Source organism: Paenibacillus sp. NEAU-GSW1, from assembly GCF_009737085.1.
GTDB lineage: Bacteria > Bacillota > Bacilli > Paenibacillales > Paenibacillaceae > Pristimantibacillus.
In genome coordinates, this window is the sequence record NZ_WOVL01000009.1 from 137,565 (window position 1) to 160,719 (window position 23,155).

The 23,155-nt window shown below is 51.7% G+C and carries 22 protein-coding genes; 12 read left to right on the forward strand and 10 right to left on the reverse strand.

Annotation, left to right across the window (positions count from 1 at the left end; translation table 11 throughout):
* Positions 1-55 precede the first annotated feature (55 nt).
* Together GOM71_RS09075 and GOM71_RS09080 are read left to right on the forward strand one after the other, a co-directional pair.
* Positions 56-547: a cation:proton antiporter regulatory subunit gene (locus tag GOM71_RS09075; RefSeq protein WP_156280084.1), complete on the forward strand. Its 492-nt coding sequence runs from the start codon at positions 56-58 to the stop codon at positions 545-547.
* A gap of 3 nt (positions 548-550) precedes the next feature.
* Positions 551-1,765 (forward strand): cation:proton antiporter, encoded by a 1,215-nt coding sequence (locus GOM71_RS09080; RefSeq protein ID WP_156280086.1) that lies wholly within the window; start codon positions 551-553, stop codon positions 1,763-1,765.
* A 91-nt stretch (positions 1,766-1,856) separates the two neighbouring features.
* Here the strand turns inward: GOM71_RS09080 and GOM71_RS09085 are convergent, their stop codons facing one another.
* The 3 genes from GOM71_RS09085 to GOM71_RS09095 form a co-directional block, all read right to left on the reverse strand.
* Complete coding sequence (locus tag GOM71_RS09085) at positions 1,857-3,575, reverse strand: ABC transporter ATP-binding protein (protein WP_156280092.1); 1,719 nt, start codon at positions 3,573-3,575, stop codon at positions 1,857-1,859.
* Between the two features lie 409 nt (positions 3,576-3,984).
* A complete protein-coding gene (gene infC / locus GOM71_RS09090; RefSeq protein WP_156280094.1) occupies positions 3,985-4,470 on the reverse strand; it encodes a translation initiation factor IF-3 in 486 nt (161 codons plus the stop codon).
* A gap of 44 nt (positions 4,471-4,514) precedes the next feature.
* Positions 4,515-5,936, reverse strand: a complete 1,422-nt coding sequence (locus GOM71_RS09095; RefSeq protein WP_156280096.1) for an MATE family efflux transporter — start codon at positions 5,934-5,936, stop codon at positions 4,515-4,517.
* A 210-nt stretch (positions 5,937-6,146) separates the two neighbouring features.
* Between GOM71_RS09095 and GOM71_RS09100 the strand changes: the two genes are divergently transcribed.
* Positions 6,147-7,040: a helix-turn-helix domain-containing protein gene (locus GOM71_RS09100; RefSeq protein WP_156280098.1), complete on the forward strand. Its 894-nt coding sequence runs from the start codon at positions 6,147-6,149 to the stop codon at positions 7,038-7,040.
* Between the two features lie 23 nt (positions 7,041-7,063).
* Here the strand turns inward: GOM71_RS09100 and GOM71_RS09105 are convergent, their stop codons facing one another.
* The 7 genes from GOM71_RS09105 to GOM71_RS09135 form a co-directional block, all read right to left on the reverse strand.
* Positions 7,064-8,497 carry a nicotinate phosphoribosyltransferase gene (locus GOM71_RS09105; protein WP_156280100.1) on the reverse strand — a complete coding sequence of 478 codons (1,434 nt, stop codon included), beginning with the start codon at positions 8,495-8,497 and terminating at the stop codon, positions 7,064-7,066.
* 112 nt (positions 8,498-8,609) lie between these two features.
* Positions 8,610-11,123: a hypothetical protein gene (locus GOM71_RS09110; RefSeq protein ID WP_156280102.1), complete on the reverse strand. Its 2,514-nt coding sequence runs from the start codon at positions 11,121-11,123 to the stop codon at positions 8,610-8,612.
* A 12-nt stretch (positions 11,124-11,135) separates the two neighbouring features.
* Positions 11,136-11,462: a zinc ribbon domain-containing protein gene (locus GOM71_RS24950; protein WP_156280104.1), complete on the reverse strand. Its 327-nt coding sequence runs from the start codon at positions 11,460-11,462 to the stop codon at positions 11,136-11,138.
* 359 nt (positions 11,463-11,821) lie between these two features.
* Positions 11,822-12,892: an ABC transporter substrate-binding protein gene (locus tag GOM71_RS09120; protein WP_156280106.1), complete on the reverse strand. Its 1,071-nt coding sequence runs from the start codon at positions 12,890-12,892 to the stop codon at positions 11,822-11,824.
* On the reverse strand, positions 12,889-13,692 hold the full coding sequence (locus tag GOM71_RS09125; protein ID WP_173275437.1) for an ABC transporter permease: 804 nt from the start codon (positions 13,690-13,692) through the stop codon (positions 12,889-12,891). The genes GOM71_RS09120 and GOM71_RS09125 overlap by 4 nt, the downstream gene beginning before the upstream one ends.
* Positions 13,670-14,497 carry an ABC transporter permease gene (locus tag GOM71_RS09130; RefSeq protein WP_156280110.1) on the reverse strand — a complete coding sequence of 276 codons (828 nt, stop codon included), beginning with the start codon at positions 14,495-14,497 and terminating at the stop codon, positions 13,670-13,672. Before GOM71_RS09130 ends, GOM71_RS09125 begins: the two co-directional genes overlap by 23 nt.
* Complete coding sequence (locus GOM71_RS09135; protein ID WP_156280112.1) at positions 14,487-15,641, reverse strand: ABC transporter ATP-binding protein; 1,155 nt, start codon at positions 15,639-15,641, stop codon at positions 14,487-14,489. Before GOM71_RS09135 ends, GOM71_RS09130 begins: the two co-directional genes overlap by 11 nt.
* Before the next feature lie 386 nt (positions 15,642-16,027).
* On the opposite strand from GOM71_RS09135, the gene GOM71_RS09140 reads away from it, so the two are divergent.
* From GOM71_RS09140 to GOM71_RS09180, 9 genes are all read left to right on the forward strand, one after another.
* On the forward strand, positions 16,028-16,765 hold the full coding sequence (locus GOM71_RS09140) for a hypothetical protein (protein ID WP_156280114.1): 738 nt from the start codon (positions 16,028-16,030) through the stop codon (positions 16,763-16,765).
* Positions 16,766-16,767: 2 nt separating this feature from the next.
* Positions 16,768-17,145 (forward strand): GntR family transcriptional regulator, encoded by a 378-nt coding sequence (locus GOM71_RS09145; protein WP_156280118.1) that lies wholly within the window; start codon positions 16,768-16,770, stop codon positions 17,143-17,145.
* Complete coding sequence (locus GOM71_RS09150) at positions 17,138-17,836, forward strand: ATP-binding cassette domain-containing protein (protein ID WP_367649524.1); 699 nt, start codon at positions 17,138-17,140, stop codon at positions 17,834-17,836. Before GOM71_RS09145 ends, GOM71_RS09150 begins: the two co-directional genes overlap by 8 nt.
* Before the next feature lie 74 nt (positions 17,837-17,910).
* Positions 17,911-18,351, forward strand: a complete 441-nt coding sequence (locus GOM71_RS09155) for a hypothetical protein (protein WP_156280124.1) — start codon at positions 17,911-17,913, stop codon at positions 18,349-18,351.
* 118 nt (positions 18,352-18,469) lie between these two features.
* Positions 18,470-18,811: a bacillithiol system redox-active protein YtxJ gene (gene ytxJ, locus GOM71_RS09160; protein WP_156280126.1), complete on the forward strand. Its 342-nt coding sequence runs from the start codon at positions 18,470-18,472 to the stop codon at positions 18,809-18,811.
* A gap of 366 nt (positions 18,812-19,177) precedes the next feature.
* A complete protein-coding gene (locus tag GOM71_RS09165; RefSeq protein WP_156280128.1) occupies positions 19,178-20,008 on the forward strand; it encodes an AraC family transcriptional regulator in 831 nt (276 codons plus the stop codon).
* Between the two features lie 117 nt (positions 20,009-20,125).
* Positions 20,126-21,109 carry an ABC transporter substrate-binding protein gene (locus GOM71_RS09170; protein WP_156280130.1) on the forward strand — a complete coding sequence of 328 codons (984 nt, stop codon included), beginning with the start codon at positions 20,126-20,128 and terminating at the stop codon, positions 21,107-21,109.
* A gap of 12 nt (positions 21,110-21,121) precedes the next feature.
* Positions 21,122-22,138: a FecCD family ABC transporter permease gene (locus tag GOM71_RS09175; RefSeq protein ID WP_156280221.1), complete on the forward strand. Its 1,017-nt coding sequence runs from the start codon at positions 21,122-21,124 to the stop codon at positions 22,136-22,138.
* A complete protein-coding gene (locus GOM71_RS09180; RefSeq protein ID WP_156280132.1) occupies positions 22,135-23,115 on the forward strand; it encodes a FecCD family ABC transporter permease in 981 nt (326 codons plus the stop codon). The genes GOM71_RS09175 and GOM71_RS09180 overlap by 4 nt, the downstream gene beginning before the upstream one ends.
* The last annotated feature ends 40 nt before the right edge of the window (positions 23,116-23,155 follow it).

A 23,155-nucleotide genomic window follows, 5' to 3' on the forward strand; every position in this document is an offset into this window, starting at 1 on the left:
CATATGCTTTCGAAGCTAGTTTTGCTTCGCAAAACTTTTAAGGAGTTGGACAAAAATGAATATTAGAGAATCGGATTTGCCGGGCATTGGACGTAAATATCAGCTCCAAACCCGCGGAGGCGACAAGCTGGTTATTGTCATTCACGACGACGGAAGACGGGAGCTGTTCCACTTCAATTACGACGATCCGGACGACAGCATCTCCATGGTTTCGCTCGAGGATGAAGAGGCTCGTCAAGTAGCGGCTATTATCGGCGGGATGACGTATAAGCCGAAAGCGCTTGAGACGATCGAGGTCGCGCTGGACGATCTTACGATCGAATGGTATAAAGTCGAGCATGGTTCAAGCTGCGTTGGCCGCTCCATTGGCGAGGTCGACATTCGCCGGAAAACAGGCACAACGATTATCGCTGCGATAGAAAAAGAGTCCAAGCATATCAACCCCGGTCCCGACTACGTGTTTAAAGCAGACTCGACGCTTATAGTGGCAGGCGAACGACCGCTCCTCAAACAGCTGAAACAGCTGTTAGCAAACGGGAGCGTATAGCCTATGGATCATTTGGTGTTGGAGATTGGTCTCGCCGTCACCCTGATCGCCTTAGTCGGGCTGCTTTCTGCTAAACTTCGTTTTTCCGTCATCCCGTTTTATATTTTGATCGGCATGGCTGTCGGACCTCACGCATTAAAAATCGGCGTTTTCGATTTTCGTTTTATCGAAAGCGCCCCTTTCATCGAATTTCTCGGCCGGATAGGCGTTTTGTTCCTGCTTTTCTACCTCGGATTGGAATTCTCCGTTGGACGGTTAATTAAGTCAGGCAAATCGATTGCTGTCGGGGGAACGATCTATATTCTCATTAACTTTTCGCTAGGTCTTGCTTATGGCTGGATCACCGGCTTTCCGCTCGAAGAGATGCTCGTCATGGCGGGTATTACGACGATTTCCTCCAGCGCGATTGTCGCCAAAGTGCTTGTCGACTTGAAACGCACAGCCAATCCGGAGACGGAGATGATACTCGGCATCATCATGTTCGAGGATATTTTCCTAGCCGTCTACATCTCCATTCTGTCGGGCCTCGTGCTCAGCGGCGCCACCTCGCTGGGAGGCGTGCTGCTATCCGCTCTCTACGCGCTTGGCTTCATGCTTCTATTCCTTATTATCGGACGCAAAGCGGTGCCGCTGCTTAACAAGCTGTTCAACATCCGCTCCAATGAGCTGTTCCTGCTGCTCGTCTTCGGTTTCCTGTTCGTTGTTGCCGGATTCTCCGAAACGATCCATGTCGCCGAAGCGATCGGCGCGCTGCTCGTCGGCCTCGTCCTTGCCGAAACCGAGCATATGAAACGGATCGAGCATTTGATTTTGCCTTTCCGCGACTTTTTCGGCGCCGTATTCTTCTTCAGCTTCGGCTTGACGATCGACCCGCTCGCGCTTGGCGGAGCCGTATGGCTGTCCATTGGCGCCGTTGCGATTACGCTGTTCGGCAACTTCGTAGCCGGCATGCTCGCGGGCAGAAGCGCCGGGCTGTCGCCGAAGGCGTCCTCCAATATCGGCCTAACCATTGTGTCGCGCGGAGAGTTCTCGATCATAATGGCGAACCTCGGCAAAACAGGCGGCCTGCTCGAAATGCTGCAGCCATTCGCCGCCCTGTACGTCCTTATTCTCGCGATACTCGGGCCGCTGTTGACCAAAGAGTCAAAGACGATCTTCAAAATGCTTAATATGGTGTTCAAGTTTGATCGCAAAAAGCCGGTTAAATCAATTGAGTAAGGATTGATCCGCAACAAATAAAGCCTGCCCCGACACGAGATGCCTTATCGGCGAATACGTATCGGGGCAGGCTTTACGTTTTGACATGATGCTATGCCGTTCCGAATTGCGCTTTATGCAGACGGCTGTAAATGCCGCCTGTTGTTACCAACTCATCGTGACGGCCTTGCTCGGAAATACCTTCTTCCGTAACGACGACGATACGGTCGGCGTTTTTGATCGTTGCAAGGCGATGAGCAATGACCAGCGTTGTCCGGCCAACGGATAGCTCAGCAAGCGATTGCTGGATCGCCGCTTCCGTCTCGGTGTCGAGCGCGGATGTCGCTTCATCGAGTATGAGGATCGGCGGATTTTTCAAGAACATCCGGGCGATCGCCATCCGCTGCTTCTGGCCGCCGGACAGCTTCACGCCGCGTTCGCCGACAATCGTCTCGAGCCCATCCGGCTGCGACTGAATGAACTCTTCAAGCCGCGCTCTGCGAGCGGCTTCCATAATATCTGCTTCGGAGGCGTCAAGCTTGCCGTAAGCGATATTTTCACGGATTGTTCCATGGAACAGGAATACGTCCTGCTGCACGATGCCAATCTGCTTGCGCAGCGAATCGAGCTTGAGATCGCGAATATCGCGGCCGTCGACGGAAATGCTGCCGCCGTCTATTTCATAGAAACGCGGAAGCAAGCTGCACAGCGTCGTTTTGCCCGCTCCGGACGGACCAACGAATGCAATCGTCTCCCCGGCCTTAATGGACAAGTTAATGCCGTCAAGCACCCTCGCTTCACCCTCGTATCCAAACGATACGTTGCTGTAGCTAATATCGCCGCGAAGATGGTCGACTGATACCGCATCCGGCTTATCCGCTACGTCAGGCTCGGTGTCGAGCAGCTCGATATACCGTTTGAAACCGGCAATCCCTTTCGGGTAGCTTTCGATAACGGCATTAATTTTTTCAATCGGCTTGAAGAAAATGTTGGTCATCAGCACGAAAGCGACAAACTCGCCGTAATGAAGCTCGCCGCGAATAACGAACCAAGTGCCGCAAAGCAGGACGAACAACGTTACGAGCCGCATGAGCATGTAGGTGATGGACGCGTTCATCCCGATAATTTTGTACGAGATCAGCTTGGCAATCCGGAAGCGGCTATTGTTTTCCGCAAACTGTTTGCCCTCGTGTTTTTCATTCGAGAAAGCTTGAACGACGCGGATGCCACCAACTGTATCTTCAACGCGCGCATTGAAATCGGCCATTTCGCTAAACAGCTTATCCGCCGCCTTCGTCATCCGCTTGTTGAAGAAGAGGACGAGCCAAAGGATGATTGGCACGACGATAAAGGTCAAAATCGCGAGCTCCAGGTTAATATAGGCCATTAAACCGAACGCCCCGATCAGCGTCATGACGGCAATGAACATGTCCTCCGGCCCGTGATGCGCGACCTCTCCGATTTCGAACAAATCATTCGTCAGACGGGAGATGAGATGGCCGGTTTTCGTGTTATCAAAAAAACGGAATGACAGCTTCTGCACATGGTCGAACAGACTTTTGCGCATATCGGTCTCAATATTGATGCCAAGCATGTGGCCCCAGTAAGTAACGATGTATTGTAAGAGAGTGTTGATAACGTAGACAACGAGCAGTATAGCGCAAGCGGTAATGATAAGGCCCCAATTTTCATCCGGCAGCAGCGTATCGATTACATAGCTGACAGCTAACGGGAAGCATAGCTCCAGCACAGCCAGAATGACCGCGCTAAAGAAATCCAACATAAACAGCTTCCGATAAGGCCGATAATAGCTAAAAAATCTGCTTAGCATAAAATAAAGGCAATCTCCTTCGATGAATAAGACGTAGATGCGGCTGCTCGTACGAGCTTGGCTGTATCCAATCGCAATCGCGCACCATTGATAATCGTTTTCAATTAAATTCTACTGAATCGACCAAAACCTGTCAACGCTGCGAGGCCTCTTCGCACACAAATAACGCTGCCGCGCAGCGTTACTTGCTACTGCTGCCTCATTGCACAGCAATAGCGCTGTGAGACTTACTTATTCGCACTCGTCTGGCCCATTTCGGACGCTTTTCGTGCAAATAACGCTGCCGCGCAGCGTTATTTCGCTTCTGCAGCCCTATTTCACAGCAATAACGCTATGAGACATGCTTATTCGCACTCGTCTGGCCCATTTCCGGCGCTTTCCGCAGCGTTATTGCGGCAAACCAAACTAACTAGCTCGGGTTCAGTTGCACCGCAGCTTGCTTGCCGCTCACTTGAATGCCTGTCGCCTTCTTGCCGCAGGACGCCAAATCGCTGCTCAGCTGCTCCAGCAGTTCCTTTGCCTTCGCGCCTTCCTTTCCTTGCACCTTCACGACAAGCAGCACAGCATGCCCCGCTTCCAGCAGCTTAGCGGCCTGCCGCTGCTTGGTTTCGTAATCGTGCTGCTCGATGTCGACCGTCAGCCGCAGCTCCTTCACTTTGGCAGGCTGCTCCTTCAGCTTCGCTTCCCGCTTCTGCTGGCTCGCCTCCTGCTTAGCGGAGCCCCGGCGCATTAGCTTGCAAGGCGGCGGACTGCTCATCAGCGATTCGCAGACGAGATCGGCCTTGAGCTCTTTCGCCATCGCAAGCGCCTCGGCCCGCGACACGATGCCGAGATTTTCGCCGTCGATGCCGGTCAACAGCAGCTCCGACGCTTTTATTTTTTCATTCATAATCATCTGATAAAGCCCCCTAATTCTCTAATCTAGTTCTAATCGAATTGCTACATCTCCATCGCAGATTGATTCGGGCCAACACCAGCGCCAGCGCCTGCGCCAGCGCCTGCGCCCGAGCGGCGGCTTTCCGCGCGAAGCTCCGCCTTGCGCAGCATCTTCTGACCGCGCCAGCGAACAAGAACGAGAATGCCGCGAATATATTCGTCGGCGATCATGCAGGCGTAAATGCCGATCAGACCCCAGCCCAGCTGAATCCCGGTCACATAGGGCAAGACGCCCGCCACAATCGAAGTTACAATAATTGAAATTTTCATAATAAACCGGGTATCGCCGACGGCGTTCAACGCGTTGCCAAACGCCATATTCAACATTTTACCGGGCTGCAGCAATAAATTCATCCCCAATAGGGAGACGCCAATCGCAATAATGTCCGGTTCATTCGTAAAAATGCCAAGCACCTTGCCGCCAAACAAAAAAATAACAAAAGCGTTCAGCAACACGATCGCCTCGGCAATCCACAGCGCCCGAAAGGCGTTTTTGTACGCTTTCTGGAACAAGCCCGCTCCGTACATATGGGCGATCTGAATTTGCAGCGCCATCGCGATCGATTGGCCGAGCATGAAGCAGAACGATTCCAGCGTATTCATATACGTACGTGCAGCTAGTTCGTCTTCCCCGAGCATCGCAATATAGCTGAAAATCAGCAGCTGCGTAATTACCCACGAGGATAAGCCGACCGCAAGCGGCCAGCCGATTTTAAGCACTTCCTTAAACAGCTTGCTGTCAAAAATACGGAAGTCCGGCAGCGTAATTTTTCTCTTGAACGCATGAAGGAACATAAACAGCAGCACTAACAAAGCCAGCAGCCTGCTGATCACTGTAGAAATCGCAACGCCCGTTAAGCCCCACTTTGGAAGCCCGAGCTCGCCAAAAATAAATCCGTAATTCAATATCACATGAATGACGTTCATCCCAATCGCGGTATACATCGGTCCCTTTGTATTGCCGGTATTGCGGATTGCCGTGCTGAGCGTCGACATGATCGCCATCAGCACCATCCCGCCGCCTACGATGGAAATGTAGATCTCAGCGAGAGGCAGCAGCCCTTCCGGCAGCTGCAGCATGGCCGCGATCGGTCTTGGCAACGCATAAAGGACGATACTGATCGCAAGGCCAATCAGCCCGGTCACTTTGACGGCAATAATCGCGATCGTGCGCGCATCCTCATTGTTCCTCGCGCCGATCCGTTGCGCAATCAAGATACCCGCGCCGCTCGACACCGTCACCAATAATACTTGAAGCGCCATAAACAGCTGATTCGAAAAGCCGACTACGGCTACTGCATCGTCCGAGATTCGGCTGACCATGAGCGTATCCGCCGCTCCGAGCAAAAATTGCAGAAACAATTCGATAAAAATCGGCCAAGCCAGCATCCAAAGCGTAAACTTGTTTTTTTGCTGCGAATTCATCTTTTAAAACCTCCTATGAGCAAACGGCTGCAGCTGTATCCCTGCGGTAAAAAAAAAGGATACAATACCGTCGTCTTGCTGTCCGTCAGTGGAATCGTCATTTCAAATTATAGATGCTATACTGCAAGTATTGTATCAGTTTAACAACCGAAACTTTAACGATTCCAACCTCCGCTGCATTCTGCGGTGCTCACAAGGAGACTCGTATAGATGACGCTATTTCATTTCACTGTGCCGCCGATGCTGCACTATATCGCAAGCGGCTTTACAAGCGGCCCGCCCGGCTACAAGCATTCCAATCGGCGGAATATCGAGGTGTTCGTGCTGCTTGCCGTTACGGAGGGCTGCCTGTACATTGGCGAAGAGGGGCAGTCTTTCGAAATTAGGCCGGGACAAAGCCTCATTCTAAGACCTGACGCCCATCATTATGCGACGAAAGAATGCGAGGCTTTTACGAGCTATCATTGGCTTCATTTTCAGACGACAGGCCGTTTCGAAATGGATGACAGCTGCTCGACAAGGACGGAACAAGAGGAACTTGCGGAGGAGCAAAATTCGCTGGCTAAACGAATTTTCAGGACTCAAACGTTTATTAAGCAAATTCCGCAGTTTACGACGCTGCTTCAGCCTGCCAAAGTAACCGATTTAATCGGTCAATTAACCGAGCTGGATCGGCACAATCACCGCAGCAGCGTCAGTTGGAAGCAGCAGCTGCTTTTCCAGGACATCGTCGATCAGCTGTCCGCCTCCTTCGAAATGCACAGCTCCTCTCCGGCAACGCATTGCGCGGAGCTGGCGGCATCCTACTTGCGGCAGCATTACCGTGATCCAATAACAGCGAAAGAGCTTGGCGAGAGCATCAACTTTCACCCGGTCTATATCGCGCGATGCATGCAGCGCGTTTTCGGCTGTTCGCCGGTCGACTACTTGCTGCGTTTTCGCATTGAGCGGGCCAAGCTGCTTCTCCTGCAGACCGATCATCCGATCGCGCTGATCGCCGAGGAAGTCGGCTTTAGCCATGCCGCCTATTTCGCTTCCACATTTACAAAGCACGAGGGCATTTCGCCGCGCAAATACCGCCAGCGCTTCTGTCTGACGCGCTAGCGGTTTCGTCGGAGCCTCACTTGCTACCGTTTGCTGTGTTTAATCAAATCCATCTTCAGCTGCCACAGCTTTTCGCTAAGATGGACCGGATGCAGCTCCGGGTTCAGCTTGCGCTGCACTTCAGGCCTAAACCGCGACAGCTCCTCAAGGTGAAAGCTGCGGATTTGCTCCAAGCTTGGCAGCTTATAGACAGTCTTGCCTTGATCAATGATCCGAACGAGCAGCGGCACGGCTTCGTAATCGGATACGACGCGAGAGATATATGGATGAATCGGATCGAACAGCCTAAGCGGCTCCACCCGCCGCATATTGTCCTCCTCTGTGAGCGCGATATAATCCGCTTCCGCCAGACCGGTGCGGCGGTCGATGATCCGGTACGGCTCTTTTCGGCCCGGTGTCGATACCTTCTCCGGATTGTTCGAGAGCTTTATAACCGGCTGCCATTGTCCGTCCCGCTCGCGCGCGGTCAACTTGTAGACGCCGCCAAGCGACGGCTGATCGGCAGCCGTTATGAGCTGGGTGCCAACGCCCCAAGTGTCGATTTTCGCCCCCTGAACTTTCAAGTTGAATATAAGCGTTTCATCAAGATCATTCGAAGCGACGATCTTCACATAAGGAAGACCTGCAGCGTCCAGCCGTTTGCGCGCTTCCTTGGACAAATACGCGAGATCGCCGCTGTCGAGGCGGATTGCGCTCATTTGCTTGCCGATGCTCTCCAGCCAGCGAGCGGTCTTGATCGCATTCTCAAGCCCGCTATTGAGCGTGTCGTAAGTATCGATCAACAGCGTCACTTGTTCCGGCATCGCTTTCGCGTAATTCAGAAAAGCTTCCTCCTCGGAATCATGCGCCTGCACCCACGCGTGCGCATGCGTGCCTTTGGTCGGGATGCCGAACAGCATGCCCGCATGCAAATTCGACGTCGCATGGAACCCGGCGATATATGCGGCTCGCGCTCCCCATACAGCCGCGTCCGCCTCCTGCGCTCTCCGCGTGCCGAATTCCAACAGAATGTCGCCTGCCGCCACTTGTACGATCCGGGATGCTTTCGTCGCGATCAGCGTCTGATAATTCAAGAAGTTAAGTATCGCCGTTTCCACCAGCTGCGCCTCAAAAATCGTCCCTTCCACGCGAATCAGCGGCTCATTCGGAAATACGATCGCCCCTTCTTCCATCGCATACAGCGTACCGTTAAAACGAAATTCCCGCAGACGCTCCAGGAAAGCCGGGTCGTAGTTTTCCTCCTGCTCGGACAAATAGCGAAGCTCCTGCTCACCAAAACGCAGCTGATGAATATAGTCCAAAATCCGTTCCAAGCCAGCAAAAACCGCATAGCCGTTGCCAAACGGCAGCTTGCGGAAATAAGCCTCGAACACTGCGCCGTTATCCGCCGTTCCATTTTTCCAATGGGCGTACATCATGTTGATTTGATATTTATCGGTATGAAGCGTCAAGCTCATGTGCGTTGGCTCCTTACATCATCAAGATCCCTATATCATAACAGCATAACCAATTGCGTCCAAAAAAAGCCTTTCGCCGCATCCGGCGAAAGGCATAACATCAGGACCTTCTCTATTCCAAATCCCGCAGCTCAAGCGAAGCGGCTTCTCCCCATGCCGATCCTGCTGACGAGAACAGCAACTGCTGGTTATCTTTTATTGCTCCGCTCGTTAACCAGCCCTTCTCAAATTGCAACCGCTTCGACTCTCCAGTCGACAAGCGCATAACAACAAGCTCATTTGATCCTTTAAATGGACTATCCGTACCAACTCCATACCTGCCTACGCCATCCAAGCTGAACATCAGCAAATGCTGTTCCCGAATATACGCCAGCTTGCCGATAGCCGCTTCGTTTTGCTGAAACAGCAGCTTGGCTTCGCCTTTGTCTATATCGACTGCGATAACAGCGCAGCCGTGCACCGTGTAGAGGATACCCTGCTCGGCATCGAGTATCGTGCTGTTTTGTCCCTGCGACCAGCCTGAGCATACATATGTCTGGGCTTGCTCTGGATACGGGATCGTTCTTTCCCATTTTCCTGAGGCGGAAAAAATCTCAAGCTTATGATCCAGCACGACCAGCATCTGCTTCTGGTATGGCAGTACCTTCAGACTGGAAGAGCCGCTTTTGTTATAGCCGACAAACGCCTTGCTAATCTGTTTCAGCTGTTTATTGTAAATGCCGATAAAGCCGCCGGCATCGAACCACGTATTGCCGTTTGTCTTGTCGACATATAAGACACGGACCGGAGGCTGATCCTCCGTATCGCTAACTCGCAGTTTTTTCGCCTTAGCATCCGTAACGGCAATAACGTTCAATTTCTCGCGGCCCAGCTCAACGACTCCTTGGAGAGAGTCGACGAGCAAACTGCCGCTTTTAGTCTTCGTCATGCGATACGGACTTGCCAGCTTCACTTCGGCAACCAACGAGAACTTGTCGTCCAGCTTAGTTACCCGGTTCGCAAACGTGTCTGCGACATACCAGAATCCGTCCGCGTAGACATAGTCTTGAGCGGTATATAGGTTGGCGCCTTCCCCGCTTGTGACAGCTTCAGAAACCGGCCATTTACCGATTAATACGAGCTTCTTCGCCTCTTCGTCAATCCGGTACATGCTTTCCCGATAGAGCATATGCCATACGCCGTCGATGGAGCGAACCTGCGGTTGATAGTATCCGTCCGGATCGCAGAACAAGCACGGATCGCTTGAGCCGTCCATGATCTCTTTAACCTGCTGCGGAATCGAATACGCTTCCTCAAGCAAGTAATCCAATGCCGCTTGCGGCAGCCTTTGCTCAATCGCGTCCGTAACGAACTGCTCAGAGCTATTCGGCTCTGCTTGCAAAGGTTTAGGCGACAGCTTGGCACCGCGTATCAGCAGCCGTTCAATCGGTTCGTTGGCGTTGATTAGATCAAAAACGGACAGCTTCACGACGTTCCCCTCCCCGCCATCGGGATTGTAAATCAGCTCCCCATTCCGTGCTGAAGCTATCGACAGCTTCAGCGACGCAATGTCGAAGCTCCTCCGCTCCGCCTTAAGCATATTGGGCCAATCGCCAACATAATGCACCGTTTCAATCCGATTATTGTCCGCGTTGTAAAACATTCTTTCGTTCACCATGAGCCAGCCATCCTCAGCAAGCTCTGGCAATGCCTCCATCCGATAAGAGCTTGAGAGGAACGGCATCACAGCAGTGCGTTCACCATTCTGATTTTGAATGAACGCCAACACTTGACTCTGACCGACACTACTCGTCTTCCAACTAACCGTCGCCCCGATCTGCAACGGGTAACGAACGGCCCCTAGATAACCCTCAGCAGTCGTCGTCACGAATAGCGTTCCGCGATCGTCTTCGTACACTCCCGCCGTTACGCCATCCTTAGCTTCTAAGTACGCTTCTTTCTGAAAAACAGCCTGCTCCTTCCGAGCTTCCAGCAGCTTTACATATTGTGCGTATACGGCATCCTCCACATAGCCATATTCCACGATTGCGAAATCATCCGCTCCGGCATGATAGACGGTTTCCCGATTTGAACCATCCTCTTGAAAAACAAGCAAAAAGGTTTGCTGCTTCGCGTCAACCGTAACTGACAGCAGGCGTTCCGGATCATGAATGCCACTCTCCAGCTTCACTGCGCGAGGAGCGGCGCCGTCCAGCATGACCGCGTGCCATTCGCCGCGCATGGAATTGTCCGGGATTTCCTCATTCAGCTTTGCTCCAATTAGCAAAGTGTTGCCATTGCGCAAATAGACGCCGCTGTCGGACGGCAATTCGAGCAATCGCTGCGGCTTCGGCGGCTCTGCGGAATCCGCTTCGTCATCTTGCTCCGCATACAAGGCGTCTTTTTGCACATAAACAACCTTCTTCGCGTCTTTATCTTTAAAGAGCACCAGCGGCTCATCCGTCCGCTTCCATGCCGTCCCTTCCGCCTGCGCCCATTTGTCCGCTTCCTGCCATCTGGCTTCCCAGCCGCTAGTTTCCTGCTTGCTGTCTTCGTTGCTGTCGCAGCCGGACAGCGCCAAGCAAAATACAAATACTGCAGCCGCGATCAACGCAACCCCTAAATTCCGCCTAAGCGAGCTATCCATATCCAACCTCCGCTAATTGTCTAATAATATGTTCGGGTTATATACTTCGACGAAACCGCAAGCCAAGCAGGAAGCAAACAAATAATGATTGTATTGAATATCGAAAAGTTTGCTGAGCCCCGTCCCAGTCATTGCGACTTCATTGACCTCGCATTCATTGCCTCCGCATTTCAAGCATCTGAACCTATTCTCGATCCTAGCCGTAAAGTCGCCTGAATCAAGGGATTCGTCGTCGTTTGCGTCTCTATCCGCGTGCGCATGGGATACTGTATTTTTGCATTCCGGGCAGCTGCCGTCTTTACGAATTTCGACTTTCTCATGGCACCATGGACAGATCATAAACTCGCTCCTTTTTCATTCATCTGCATCCTGTTTACTAAACGAGTCAAGTTTTGAAAAAGTTCCCTTAAAAAACAGCATGATAGCGTAATTTTTCGTAGAGCGATGCAAGCACTGCGTTTATGCGCCTATGCGGTCATATAACGCTGTGCGACAGCGCTATTTGGCGGCATGAACGCCTCGGTTAAAAAGAAAGAGAGGCTGTCCTTATGGGACACCCTCTCCTTCGTTATCGGCTTTCCGGCTTATGATGGCCAACGGCTCTCCCAGCACCCACCCGAGTGCTACGACTAATGCGGCAAGCGCAATCGGCACAAGGCCATTTTAATGACTTATGGGACACCCCCAGCTATCACGTTTTATTTCCGATGCATTTTAAACTCGAGAAACAGCTCATTGTAATGCGCGAGCATTTTTTTGCCGAGATTGTCGTACACCTCCAGCTTAGAGGTCAACTCCTTGCTCGGATAGAAACGTTCGTCGCCCGAAATTTCCTCCGGCAAATGCGCTAGCGCCTTCGCGTTTGGCGTCGAGTAACCGACATACTCGGCGTTTTGCGCCGCATGCTCGGGATCCAGCATGAAATTGATGAAAGCGTGGGCGCCTTCAATATTTCTCGCTGTTTTCGGGATGACCATATTGTCAAACCACAGGTTCGAGCCCTCGCTCGGCACAATATAGTCAAGCTTCTCATTCTCGCTCATAATTTCCGAAGCGTCGCCTGACCAGACGAGTCCGACAGCCGCTTCTTCGTTGGCAAGCAGCATCTTGATCTCATCGCCGACGATCGCCTTCACGTTTGGCGTCAGTTTTCCAAGCTTCGCCTTCGCCTCCTGCAAATGCGCCTCGTTCGTATCATTCAGCGAATAATGAAGGCTGTTCAAGCCCATGCCGATGACCTCGCGCGCGCCGTCCAACAGCAATATCTGATTGCGCAAGCTTTTATCCCATAAATCGTCCCAGCTCTCGAATTGAAGATCGGTCAGATCGGGATTAAACACAACACCTACCGTTCCCCAGAAATAAGGAATCGAATATTCGTTGCCCGGATCAAAGGAAAGATCCATGAAGCTCGGGTCGATATATTGCAAATTCGGCAGCTTCGCATGATCAAGCGGAAGCAGCAGTCCTTCTTCCTTCATTTTCGCAATGGCGTATTCGGAAGGGATGCTGACGTCGAACGTCGTGCCGCCCTGCGCGATTTTCGTCATCATCGCTTCATTGGAATCGAACGTTTGATAAATAACCTTAATGCCGCTTTCCTCTTCAAACTGCTCCAGCAGCTCCGGATCGATATAGTCGCCCCAATTGTAGATGGTGAGCGTATTGCCGCTTGTATAGCCCTGGCTGGAATTCAAATACGCGGTCAAATACATCAGCCCCAAAGCAACGACAATGACTGCGGCGAAAAGCCGCACCAATTGCTTCATCTCCGTCCCTCCCCGACTGCCGCAGGGCGGTTGTTGCGCTGGTTAATGAAATAGTAGCCGGCCACGAGCACAATCGTGAACAGGAACAGCAGCGTGGACAAAGCGTTGATTGACAACGAAATGCCTTGGCGCGCCCGCGAGTAAATTTCCACCGACAGCGTCGAGAAGCCGTTGCCCGTTACGAAGAAGGTGACGGCAAAATCGTCCAGCGAGTAAGTCAGCGCCATAAAAAAGCCTGCGAAAATGCCCGGCTTAATGAAAGGCAAAATGACCTTCGTCAGCACGTTCCAGTTGCTTGCCCCAAGGTCGCGCGCCGCATCGATCAGCGTCGAGCTCATTTCCTGCAGCTTCGGCAAAATCATAATGACGACGATTGGCACGCTAAAGGCGATATGCGACAGCAGCACAGACGTAAAACCAAGCTTAATGCCGATAATCGTAAACAGGATTAAGAACGATGCGCCGATAATGACGTCCGGGCTGACGATCAGCACGTTGTTTAGCGTCAGAAGCGTATTTTTCGGCTTATACCGACGTACATAGTGAATGGCCAGCGCCCCCGCAATGCCGAGAATCGTAGAAAGCGCCGACGAAAGCAAAGCAATGACGAATGTATTCAGCACGATAATGAGCAGCCGCGTGTCGGCAAACACTTCTTGGTACCATTCCAGCGTAAAGCCTTCGAAATCGCGCATCGACCCGCCCGAGTTGAAGGAGTAGAACATTAAGTAAAAGATCGGCGCGTACAAAATAGCAAAGACGACGATCAAATAGAGGTTAGACAGCTTTTTTCTTGCCATCATCCTGCACCCCCCGTTTCCTGCTTCCCGTCAGGAGCATAATGACAGCCATCGCAATAATGAGGAATACGGCGATTGTCGCCCCCATCCCCCAGTCCTGCGTCACGAGAAAATGCTGCTCGATTGCCGTACCGAGCGTAATGACCCGGTTGCCCGCGATGAGACGCGTAATCATAAACAGCGACAGCGCCGGAATGAACACCGCTTGGCAGCCCGATTTCACGCCATTCAAGGTCAGCGGGAAAACGACGCGGCGGAACGTCGTCCATGGCGAAGCGCCCAGATCGCGCGCCGCGTAGACGAGCGACGGATTCAATTCCTCCAGCGAGTTGAAGATCGGCAATATCATAAACGGAATAAAAATATAGACCGACACAAACACGAAGCTGAAGTCGGTAAACAAAATTTGCTGATTGCCGATGCCGACGACTTCAAACACGCTGTTCACGAAGCCATGGGTGCCGAAAATGCCAAGAAAAGCGTAAGCCTTCAGCAGCAGGTTGATCCAGCTCGGCAAAATGATGAGCAGCAGCCACAGCTGCTTGTGTTTCGTTTTCGTTAGTAAATAAGCGGCCGGATAGGCGACAAGCAGCGAAAACGCGGTAATGAGAAATGCATACCAGAACGAGCTCAGCGTCATGCGCATATAGACCGGCGTGAAAAACTTCGCGTAGTTGCCGAACGTAAACTGCCCTTCAACATTAAAAAAGGAGTAGTAGACGATCAGCACGATCGGCGCGATGACAAACAGTCCGATCCATAGCAAATACGGCACAAGGTAGAAATTGCGCGTCCTAGCGTTCATTGCGGGCCTCGCCGTTTCTGCCCGGCGCCGCAAGCGCGCTGCCGCCGTCCTCATGATCGCTGTAAGCGTCCAGCCGCTTGTCGAATTCCTCTTCCGTTTCGCCAAAACGCATGACGTGAATCGCTTCCGAATCGAAATAAAGGCCGATTTTTTCGCCTACGCTGGCCTTCTTGGTCGAATGAACGAGCCATTCGTTGCCCGCCTCATCGTAACTGCTAATTTCATAATGGACGCCGCGGAACAGCTGCGAATCGACGCGCACCTGCAGCTTGCCCTGCTCAAGCGATGTAATTTCAAGATCCTCCGGCCGAATGACGATTTCAACCGGCTCGTTCGGGTTAAGCCCTTGGTCGACGCATTCGAATGACTTGCCGGCGAACTCCACCTCGAAGTCCTGCTTCATGCGGCCCGGTACGATGTTGGATTCACCAATGAAATCGGCGACAAAACGGTTTATCGGCTCATCGTAAATATCGTTTGGCGTGCCGCTCTGCTCGATTTTCCCGTTGTTGAGCACAAAAATTTCGTCCGACATCGCCAGCGCTTCTTCCTGATCATGCGTGACAAAAATAAACGTAATGCCGAGGCGGCGCTGCAGCTCTCGCAATTCATACTGCATTTCGGTGCGCAGCTTGAGGTCAAGCGCAGAAAGCGGCTCGTCCAGCAGGATGATTTCCGGCTCGTTCACGATCGCCCTTGCAATCGCTACCCGCTGGCGCTGTCCGCCGGACATTTCGTTAATTTCGCGCAACTCGTAGCCTTCGAGATTGACGAAGCGCAGCGCTTCTTTTACTTTCGCCGTAATGGCGGCATTTTTCAGCTTCTTGATGCGCAGGCCGAAGGCGACATTCTCAAAAACGTTCAAATGCGGAAATAGCGCGTAGTCCTGAAATACAGTGTTGACCTGCCTTTCGTTGGCGGGAACGCGATTGATCACCTTGCCGTTGAAATAAATTTGCCCTTCCGAGGGCTCGATAAAACCGGCGATCAGCCTCAGAATCGTCGTCTTGCCGCAGCCGGAAGGCCCAAGCAGCGTATAAAATTTGCCGCGCTCGATCTCGAAGCTGACATCCTTCAGCACAACTGTCTCATCGTCGTAACGTTTGGTTACGCCTTCGAAACGAATGATGGTTTGCTGCTGCAATGACATCACCCCTCCTAAAAGTTTTGCGAAGCAAAACTTGCTTCGTAAGCGTATGCTTATCCTGATTTTTGCAAGCACTTGTATAAATAGAAATCGCTATGCAGAGACATTTCTAAATGGTACGTTCAGCAATTGATTATACAGCATGGACGAGCCGTATAAACGACATTTTTTTCCACAGATGCACGTTTTTTTTGGTGTTGCCGACCCTGTAAATATTTCAGTCCCACCAAAGCTATTAAGTTAATGAGTGATGTTCATGTACAGAGCCAAACGGGACTTCTTTTTTACCTTTTTTTCCAATACCCATTGACATGATACGGTGAGTTAGTGCACTATTGCATTAGTGCACTAATCTTCAATTAATCTATAAAGGGTGAATCGGTATGCGACAGTGGTCAGCTTTGTTCATTAAGGATTTCAAGTTAACAAAAACCGTATTCTACATCGGACTCGTCATCAATGGTTTGATTGCTATGCTGACGTTATTCTTGGAGAGGGCAGCGGACGATAGCTTGCTGATGTTCGTGCCTTTAGCGCTTGCCGTTGCGATTCATGTGATCTACGTTCCTCTTATTGTGTTTGTCGGGTTAAAGTCGGAGGGGAATTTGCACTTATGGCTGAGCAACCCCCAACCGGCTGTTATGTTGCTGTTGAGCAAAGTGGCGAACGGCTTACTGATGGTCGTAATTTCATTAGTCTCGTTATATGGGTTTTCCAGACTGCTGATCGAACTCAATTTCAGCTTGATTGAGCCGTATTGGACGGATACCTGGCGAGCGGCATGGTTCATCTTTCCTCATGTGATTTGGATCTCGCTTATGCTTAGTACATGGATGATGGTTCTTTGGGCGCTATACCAATACCTCAAGCTGAGAATCGGGCGTTGGAGCTGGGCGGCGGCGGCTGGTGCGGCCATCCTGTCCGAAGGGTTAAATGAGTTGTTCAAATCCTCTGCACTGTATCGGCATCTAATGGACTGGGGAGTTACTACCTATACATTTCCTACGATATTTTCAGATCCTATACAAACTTACGCAGGCGGCTATGCATACGACCTCGTCATTATCGTCGGACTGTTCCTATTAACCGCGTGGCTCGTGGACAACAAAGTCGAGGGATAACGATGGATGAATTTAATGCTTCGAAACCGATCTATTTACAATTGGCGGATCGTATACATCGGCAAATTATAAGCGGCGAATTGAAAGCAGGCGAGAAGCTTCCTTCCATCCGCGATATGGGCATGAAATACAACATCAACCCCAACACCATTCAACGAGCTTATAACGAGCTGGAGCGGGAAGGGGTCTTGGAAACGAAGAGAGGTCAAGGAACATTCGTTCCCGAACGGCTGGATCGCCTGAATCAACAGCGTGACAAGTTGAAGCATGAACAAATTGAACAATTCGTTCACGTCATGCGGGAAATGGGATTCAGCACGGCGGAGATCCTGTCGGGGCTGACAGATTATTTGAACAACGTTAAGAAAGGCGATGAGTGACATGATCCGGATGACGAATGTTTCGAAGAAATATGCCAATCAAATTGCGCTTCAGGACATCTCATTGACGATACCTACCGGTAAAATCATTGGCATTGTGGGCGGAAATGGCAGCGGAAAGTCAACCTTATTAAAGCTAATGTCTGGACTTGCGCTGCCCACAAGCGGCAGTGTGACGGTTAACGGAGAGACGGCCAATCGAAAAACCGGCAAAGTCGTTTCTTATTCCTCCGAGTCGAGCCTCTTTTATCCGATATTCACGGTACGAGAAGCCATACAGTTTCAGGCTTCACAAATGGCCGACTTCAACCTGGCGAAAGCAGAAGAAATCATGAGGCTTATGCGTTTGGATCCTCTTATGAAAATTAAATCGCTTTCGAAAGGTAATCGCGGCCGCTTGCAAATCGTACTAACGTTGGCGAAAGAGGCACCTTACATTCTAATGGACGAACCCTTATCCGGACTTGATCCGATGATACGCGACTCTATTGTGAAGGGCATAATCTCCTACGTTGACTTGAAATCTCAGACCTTAATCATGACAAGCCATGAGGTTGCGGAAATCGAAACCTTGATTGACGGTTTCATTGCGCTTAAGGACGGTTCATTGCTTAGAATGGCTGATGTGGAGGAATTGCATGAAACAGAGGCTCTTCGCATCGCGGATTGGATGAAGAAGACCTATGTCTAGGTGAGAGGGAATGATGAATCGTCGTTGCGCCCCCGATTTCGGATCAAAATCACTTTAAAAAAGGAGCCAATAAAATGGATTCAAACAAAAAAAACGAAGCTATAAACGAGGTTTCATTGCTGCGTCTTTACTTGCTGAGGGGGCTGTATCTTTTCGTCGTCGTGGGGCTCATATTGGTACAATGGCCGGAAATTATCGATAAAATCATTCATCCGGATAAATCCTGGGAACTAATGGACGGAGTGGTCGCCTGTATGCTGGCCTCCTTCTCCCTTCTATGTATCTTGGGCATACGGTATCCGTTGCAGATGATACCCATACTTCTGTGGGAAATGATATGGAAACTGCTTTGGCTGCTTATCGTTGTGCTCCCTCTTGGGATATCCGGTCAAATAGACGATGAAACCATGGAAAATGCCATATCCTCTTCGTTGGTCTTTATTTTCCCTTTCATCATTCCTTGGCGTTATGTGTTTGCAAACTATGTGAAGAAGCTCGGGGATCGGTGGGTTTAAGCCCAATTTATCGATAACCCGTCCGCCTCCCTGCCGCCAAGATGACTTTCGCCCAAGCTAAAGCTATAATACAGTCATACTCAATTTCAACATTAAGTCAGCAAAGGAGTGTCTCATCATGGCACAATATCGCGAATTAGATTCAATCGAGCAGTGGAACGAAGCGTTGGAAGGCTCGGCTAACCGTCCGCTCGTCGTATTCAAGCACAGCACAACTTGCCCGGTCAGCGCTAACGCGCACCGCGAATTCCAAGAATATTTGAACGACAAGCCGCGCGAAGACGCTGATTACGTATTTGTAAAAGTGATCGAGTCCCGTCCGGTGTCGAATCAAATTGCCGAGGATACGGCGGTTACGCACGCATCCCCGCAAATCATGCTCGTGCAAAACAAAGAAAAAGTATGGACCGCGTCGCACTGGTCGATTACGAAAGAACACATTACAGCTGTTCTGGACTAATGTTTTTTTAAAAAAGAGGTCGAAGCCGCCTACGGGTCGGTTTCGACCTCTTTTTTAAATTTTGCCTTCAATAACCGCCCTCTTCATTTCTGCTGCGGCTATATGTTTAATGCTCGTTTGGGACGATTTTGCTCGGCTGACGGGCGGCAATGAATTTTTAAAAAAAAGAGCGATGCCCCAGGGCCAAAGGCTTGAACGAGCATATGCGTAAATTGCGCGCGCGTCACTTGCCCATCCGGTGTAAACGCTCCTTCGCGTGTACAAAGTTTGCAGCCAGTATAATCCGACACCCGCGAGCCTAGCAATGAATGTAATGTATAATAGAAAAGGCAAATTATTAATGCCATGAAAGGATTGCAGCCCTAAATGAATTTTCAGCAGCTCAATTCCGCCCTTCCCTATTTTGAGCATGTTCATTTATATCGATCTTCGCAACTTCTCGACGTAACCGCCGGGCTGCATGCCATCGTTATCGTGAGGCGGGGGCATGTCACCATTACGCCTGGAGACGATGCGCCTTTCGTATGCTCGCAAGGCTATGCGTGCAATCCGGAGCACGGCCCTTTCCAAATCGAGACTCCGCGTACGAAGGAAGCCGAATATGTCGTCATCGGGTACCGCATGCTTCCCGAGGGCGCCAAATGGTCGTTAGCAGGACCGCTCAATACATTCAGCGAAGTGAAAATCCACTATATGGTCGACGAGCTGCTGCGCCAGCAGGAGCTGTACGCGAGCAAGGATGAGGCGTCTAGTGAAACGCATGATTCCAATGAAGCTGCCGCTTTCCAGTTCCGCCGCAGACTTATGCTTGAGCGCATCTTATATATTTATTTGCGCGAAACGCTTATGAAATCTGCCGACCAGTCAACTGCGCGCTCGGTTGAAGAGACAATCTCCTATTTGAGCGAGCACTACATGCTGCCTCTCACGCTCCCTATGCTCGCCAAACGGGCCGGCGTAAGTGAAGGGCATTATACGGTCTTGTTCAAAAAAATGACCGGCCGCACGATGACGTCCTATTTGCGGAGTTTGCGCATTCAGAAAGCGCAGCAGCTGTTCACTCAAACTTCCCTTACCGCCAAAGAAGTCGCCGGCAAGGTCGGTTTCTCCGATTATTTCTATTTCAGCCGGATGTTCAAAATGGAGACCGGCATTTCGCCATCGGCCTATCAACAGAGACAAACGCCTGAAATCTAAAAATAAGACATATCCTTTCTTAAGATTAGATATGTTCGAATGTCCGTTCACCCGATACAATGAGTTTAATTGATAATAATTATCATAATCATTGATTCACGGGAGGAATTTATTGTTATGCTTCGTCTGTCTTTCAAAAAGCTATTGACCCCTGCTTTAATCGGATTGCTTGCCCTGTCGCTCGCAGCTTGCGGCAATTCTAATAACAGCGCTCCGGCAGCTAATGGAGAAGCGTCTGCTTCGCCTTCTGCATCCGCCTCGCCCGCAGCGTCGACCGAGAACATCGTCATTGAACATGAGCTTGGCAAAATCGAGCTTGACCATGTGCCGCAGCGAATCGTCGTTATGGAGTTCAGCTATGCTGACGCGCTTACGACGCTTGGCGTACAGCCGATCGGCGTTGCCGATGACGGAGACGCAGCGCTGCTGATGGATGTCGTGAAAGAAAAACTAGGCAACTACACTTCGGTCGGTTCGCGTTATGAGCCAAACATCGAGCTGATCAGTTCGCTGCAGCCGGATTTGATCATCGCCGACCTGAACCATCACAAAAACGTATATGACCAGTTGAACGCCGTTGCGCCTACGCTCGTCTTGAACGATCACCTGGCTGACTACAATACGATGCTTAGCAACTATGCGGTTATTGCCAAAGCAGTCGGAAAAGAGGCTGAAGGCCAAAAACGTCTGGAAGAGCATAAACAAATCATCGACGAGGCGAAAGCTAAAATCAAAAACTCCGATCTGACGATTCTCCCGGCCGTTGTCAATCCGAAAGGCTTCTTCGCTCACTCCGACCATTCTTATGTCGGTTCGTTCCTGACATCGCTTGGCTTCAACGATCCGGTTAAGGACGAGGAGTCGTATCCGCAGCTTACGCTGGAGCAATTGGTGGAGACGAACCCGCAAGCGATCTTCCTGCTGCCGACAGAGGAAGTAACGATCGTTAACGAGTGGGAGAAAAATCCGCTGTGGAGCAAAATCGACGCTGTCACAAACGATAAAGTATTTTCCGTTGAACGCCGCAACTGGGCTCTGTCCCGCGGTCTGCTCGGCTCCGAGCATGTGATTAACGACTTAGTAAGCAACCTGGGAGAGTAAGGTGTGTCGGAAATGACCGTGCCCGTAACTGAAAAGCAGAAGCGCCCCGCGCTTCTGCTCTTCCTTTTTTCTATTGTCTTGTTCATTGTCAGCGTCGTCAGCAATTTGAAATGGGGACAAGCGGACGTTTCTTGGCAGACGCTGTTTGAAGCCGTTATGTTCCAGGGTGAAGAGAAGGCGCATCTGTACATTCAGACGCTCCGCCTGCCGCGTACGATTGCGGCTGCTGTCGTTGGCCTTCATCTCGCCTTGGCCGGTCTGTTAACGCAGCTTGCAACCCGCAACCCGCTTGCCTCGCCGCATATTTTCGGCATTAATGCCGGCGCGTCGCTCGCCGTCGTATTCGGCATCGTATTCGTGAACGGCCTTTCCCTGCTTGGCACGGCTGCCTTCGCTTTTGGCGGCGCGGCTCTCGGCGCGTTTCTCGTCTGGGCGCTAGCAGGCTCGCAGCAGCAAAAGCAGCATGTACGGCTGGCGCTGGCAGGCATTGCCGTCCATTTCCTGCTGTCTTCCCTAACAGAGGGGATGATCATTCTTAACCAGCATTCCACCGACAGCATGATGTTCTGGCTCGTCGGCTCCACCAGCGGCGCAGGGTGGAACGATGTCAGGCTGCTGCTCCCGTTTACGGCTGCTGCTCTCGTCCTGCTGCTCGTCCTTTTCCCGCTGCTTCGGCTGCTCGCTTTGGATGATGCAGTCGCAATCGGGCTTGGCGGTCGTGTTGCGCTTGTGCGCGGCGGAGCCGTCCTGCTCGTCATCGTGCTGTCCGGATCGGCGGTTGCCGTGTGCGGGCCAATCGGCTTTCTCTGTCTCATTGTTCCGCATATTGCGCGCTATTTGATCGGGAGCAGGCTCCTGCTGCTTGTCCCTTTTACAGCGTTGCTTGGCGCCTGCATGCTTGTCTATGCCGATCTGCTAAGCAAGCTGATCGCCTTTCCGTACGAATCGCCAGTCGGCATCGTTACCGCAGCGCTTGGCGGACCATTCTTCATTTATTTAGCGCGCAAGCAAAGGAGGAGCCCGGCATGAAAAAAACGATAGCGGCTGTATCCGCCTCCCTCCTGCTTCTTGTGCTGATCGCAGTCTCGCTTCGCGCGGGCGCCGTGCCGGTTCCGCTGCGCGAGCTGTGGGCAAGCCTTACGCTGCAAGAATCTCCAGCTTCCTTTATTGTCCTGCAATACCGGCTGCCGCGCGTTATCGTCGCCGTGCTCGCCGGTTTCGGCCTGGCAACGGCAGGCCTCATCCTGCAAAGCATTATTCGCAATCCGCTCGCCAGCCCGGATGTCATCGGCATTACGAAAGGAGCCGGCTTTACGGCTGCAACGGTCATTTTTCTTTTTCCGCATGCTCCGGGATTTGTTCTTCCGGTTGCCGCATTTGCCGGTGCGATCATTGCATTGCTTGCGCTTCTACTGCTCAGTCGGAAAATGACGCTGCCTCCCGCATCCTTCGCGCTTGTCGGCGTAGCGGTCGGCGCGGTCTTCCAAGCGGGCATTCAATATCTGCTCGTCAAGTATCCCTCCGACGTCAACATGGCGCTGCTGTGGATGTCCGGCAGCCTTTGGGGACGCGGATGGCCTCACGTGTGGTCGCTTCTTCCTTGGATTGCCGTTCTGCTCCCGATCGCATGGCTGCAATACGCCAAGCTCAATGTGCTGCAGCTCGGCGACGAAGGCGGCTCCGCGCTCGGGCTCAACGTATCCAAGCAGCGGCTGATGCTGCTGCTGCTTGCTGTAGCCCTTACCGGCAGCGCCGTTGCGGCCGTCGGCGCGATCGGCTTTATCGGCTTGATCGCGCCGCACATCGCCAGGCTGCTCGTCGGCGGGCGGCATCAGTGGATGCTGCCGCTGGCGGCGCTCATCGGCGCCGATCTGATGCTGCTCGGCGACATCGCCGGCCGCTTGATTCTTATTCCGCGCGAGGTGCCTGTCGGCATTACGACGGCTGTCCTCGGCGCGCCGTATTTTATTTATTTGCTGCGCCGCGAGCGGCTGAAAACAAAATAATTTTTAGTAGAACGGATCGAAAAAACCGACGAAAAATGAT

Coding starts and splice junctions, on each gene's coding strand:
- GOM71_RS09110 (WP_156280102.1), bottom strand. CDS start 11,123: ATGGATAGCTCGCTTAGGCGGAATTTAGGGGTTGCGTTGATCGCGGCT.
- GOM71_RS09095 (WP_156280096.1), bottom strand. CDS start 5,936: ATGAATTCGCAGCAAAAAAACAAGTTTACGCTTTGGATGCTGGCTTGG.
- GOM71_RS09150 (WP_367649524.1), top strand. CDS start 17,138: ATGAGTGACATGATCCGGATGACGAATGTTTCGAAGAAATATGCCAAT.
- GOM71_RS09155 (WP_156280124.1), top strand. CDS start 17,911: ATGGATTCAAACAAAAAAAACGAAGCTATAAACGAGGTTTCATTGCTG.
- GOM71_RS09105 (WP_156280100.1), bottom strand. CDS start 8,497: ATGAGCTTGACGCTTCATACCGATAAATATCAAATCAACATGATGTAC.
- GOM71_RS09175 (WP_156280221.1), top strand. CDS start 21,122: ATGACCGTGCCCGTAACTGAAAAGCAGAAGCGCCCCGCGCTTCTGCTC.
- GOM71_RS09140 (WP_156280114.1), top strand. CDS start 16,028: ATGCGACAGTGGTCAGCTTTGTTCATTAAGGATTTCAAGTTAACAAAA.
- GOM71_RS09085 (WP_156280092.1), bottom strand. CDS start 3,575: ATGCTAAGCAGATTTTTTAGCTATTATCGGCCTTATCGGAAGCTGTTT.
- GOM71_RS09180 (WP_156280132.1), top strand. CDS start 22,135: ATGAAAAAAACGATAGCGGCTGTATCCGCCTCCCTCCTGCTTCTTGTG.
- GOM71_RS09120 (WP_156280106.1), bottom strand. CDS start 12,892: ATGAAGCAATTGGTGCGGCTTTTCGCCGCAGTCATTGTCGTTGCTTTG.
- GOM71_RS09130 (WP_156280110.1), bottom strand. CDS start 14,497: ATGAACGCTAGGACGCGCAATTTCTACCTTGTGCCGTATTTGCTATGG.
- GOM71_RS09145 (WP_156280118.1), top strand. CDS start 16,768: ATGGATGAATTTAATGCTTCGAAACCGATCTATTTACAATTGGCGGAT.
- GOM71_RS09170 (WP_156280130.1), top strand. CDS start 20,126: ATGCTTCGTCTGTCTTTCAAAAAGCTATTGACCCCTGCTTTAATCGGA.
- ytxJ (WP_156280126.1), top strand. CDS start 18,470: ATGGCACAATATCGCGAATTAGATTCAATCGAGCAGTGGAACGAAGCG.
- GOM71_RS09080 (WP_156280086.1), top strand. CDS start 551: ATGGATCATTTGGTGTTGGAGATTGGTCTCGCCGTCACCCTGATCGCC.
- GOM71_RS09125 (WP_173275437.1), bottom strand. CDS start 13,692: ATGGCAAGAAAAAAGCTGTCTAACCTCTATTTGATCGTCGTCTTTGCT.
- infC (WP_156280094.1), bottom strand. CDS start 4,470: ATGATTATGAATGAAAAAATAAAAGCGTCGGAGCTGCTGTTGACCGGC.
- GOM71_RS24950 (WP_156280104.1), bottom strand. CDS start 11,462: ATGATCTGTCCATGGTGCCATGAGAAAGTCGAAATTCGTAAAGACGGC.
- GOM71_RS09165 (WP_156280128.1), top strand. CDS start 19,178: ATGAATTTTCAGCAGCTCAATTCCGCCCTTCCCTATTTTGAGCATGTT.
- GOM71_RS09100 (WP_156280098.1), top strand. CDS start 6,147: ATGACGCTATTTCATTTCACTGTGCCGCCGATGCTGCACTATATCGCA.
- GOM71_RS09075 (WP_156280084.1), top strand. CDS start 56: ATGAATATTAGAGAATCGGATTTGCCGGGCATTGGACGTAAATATCAG.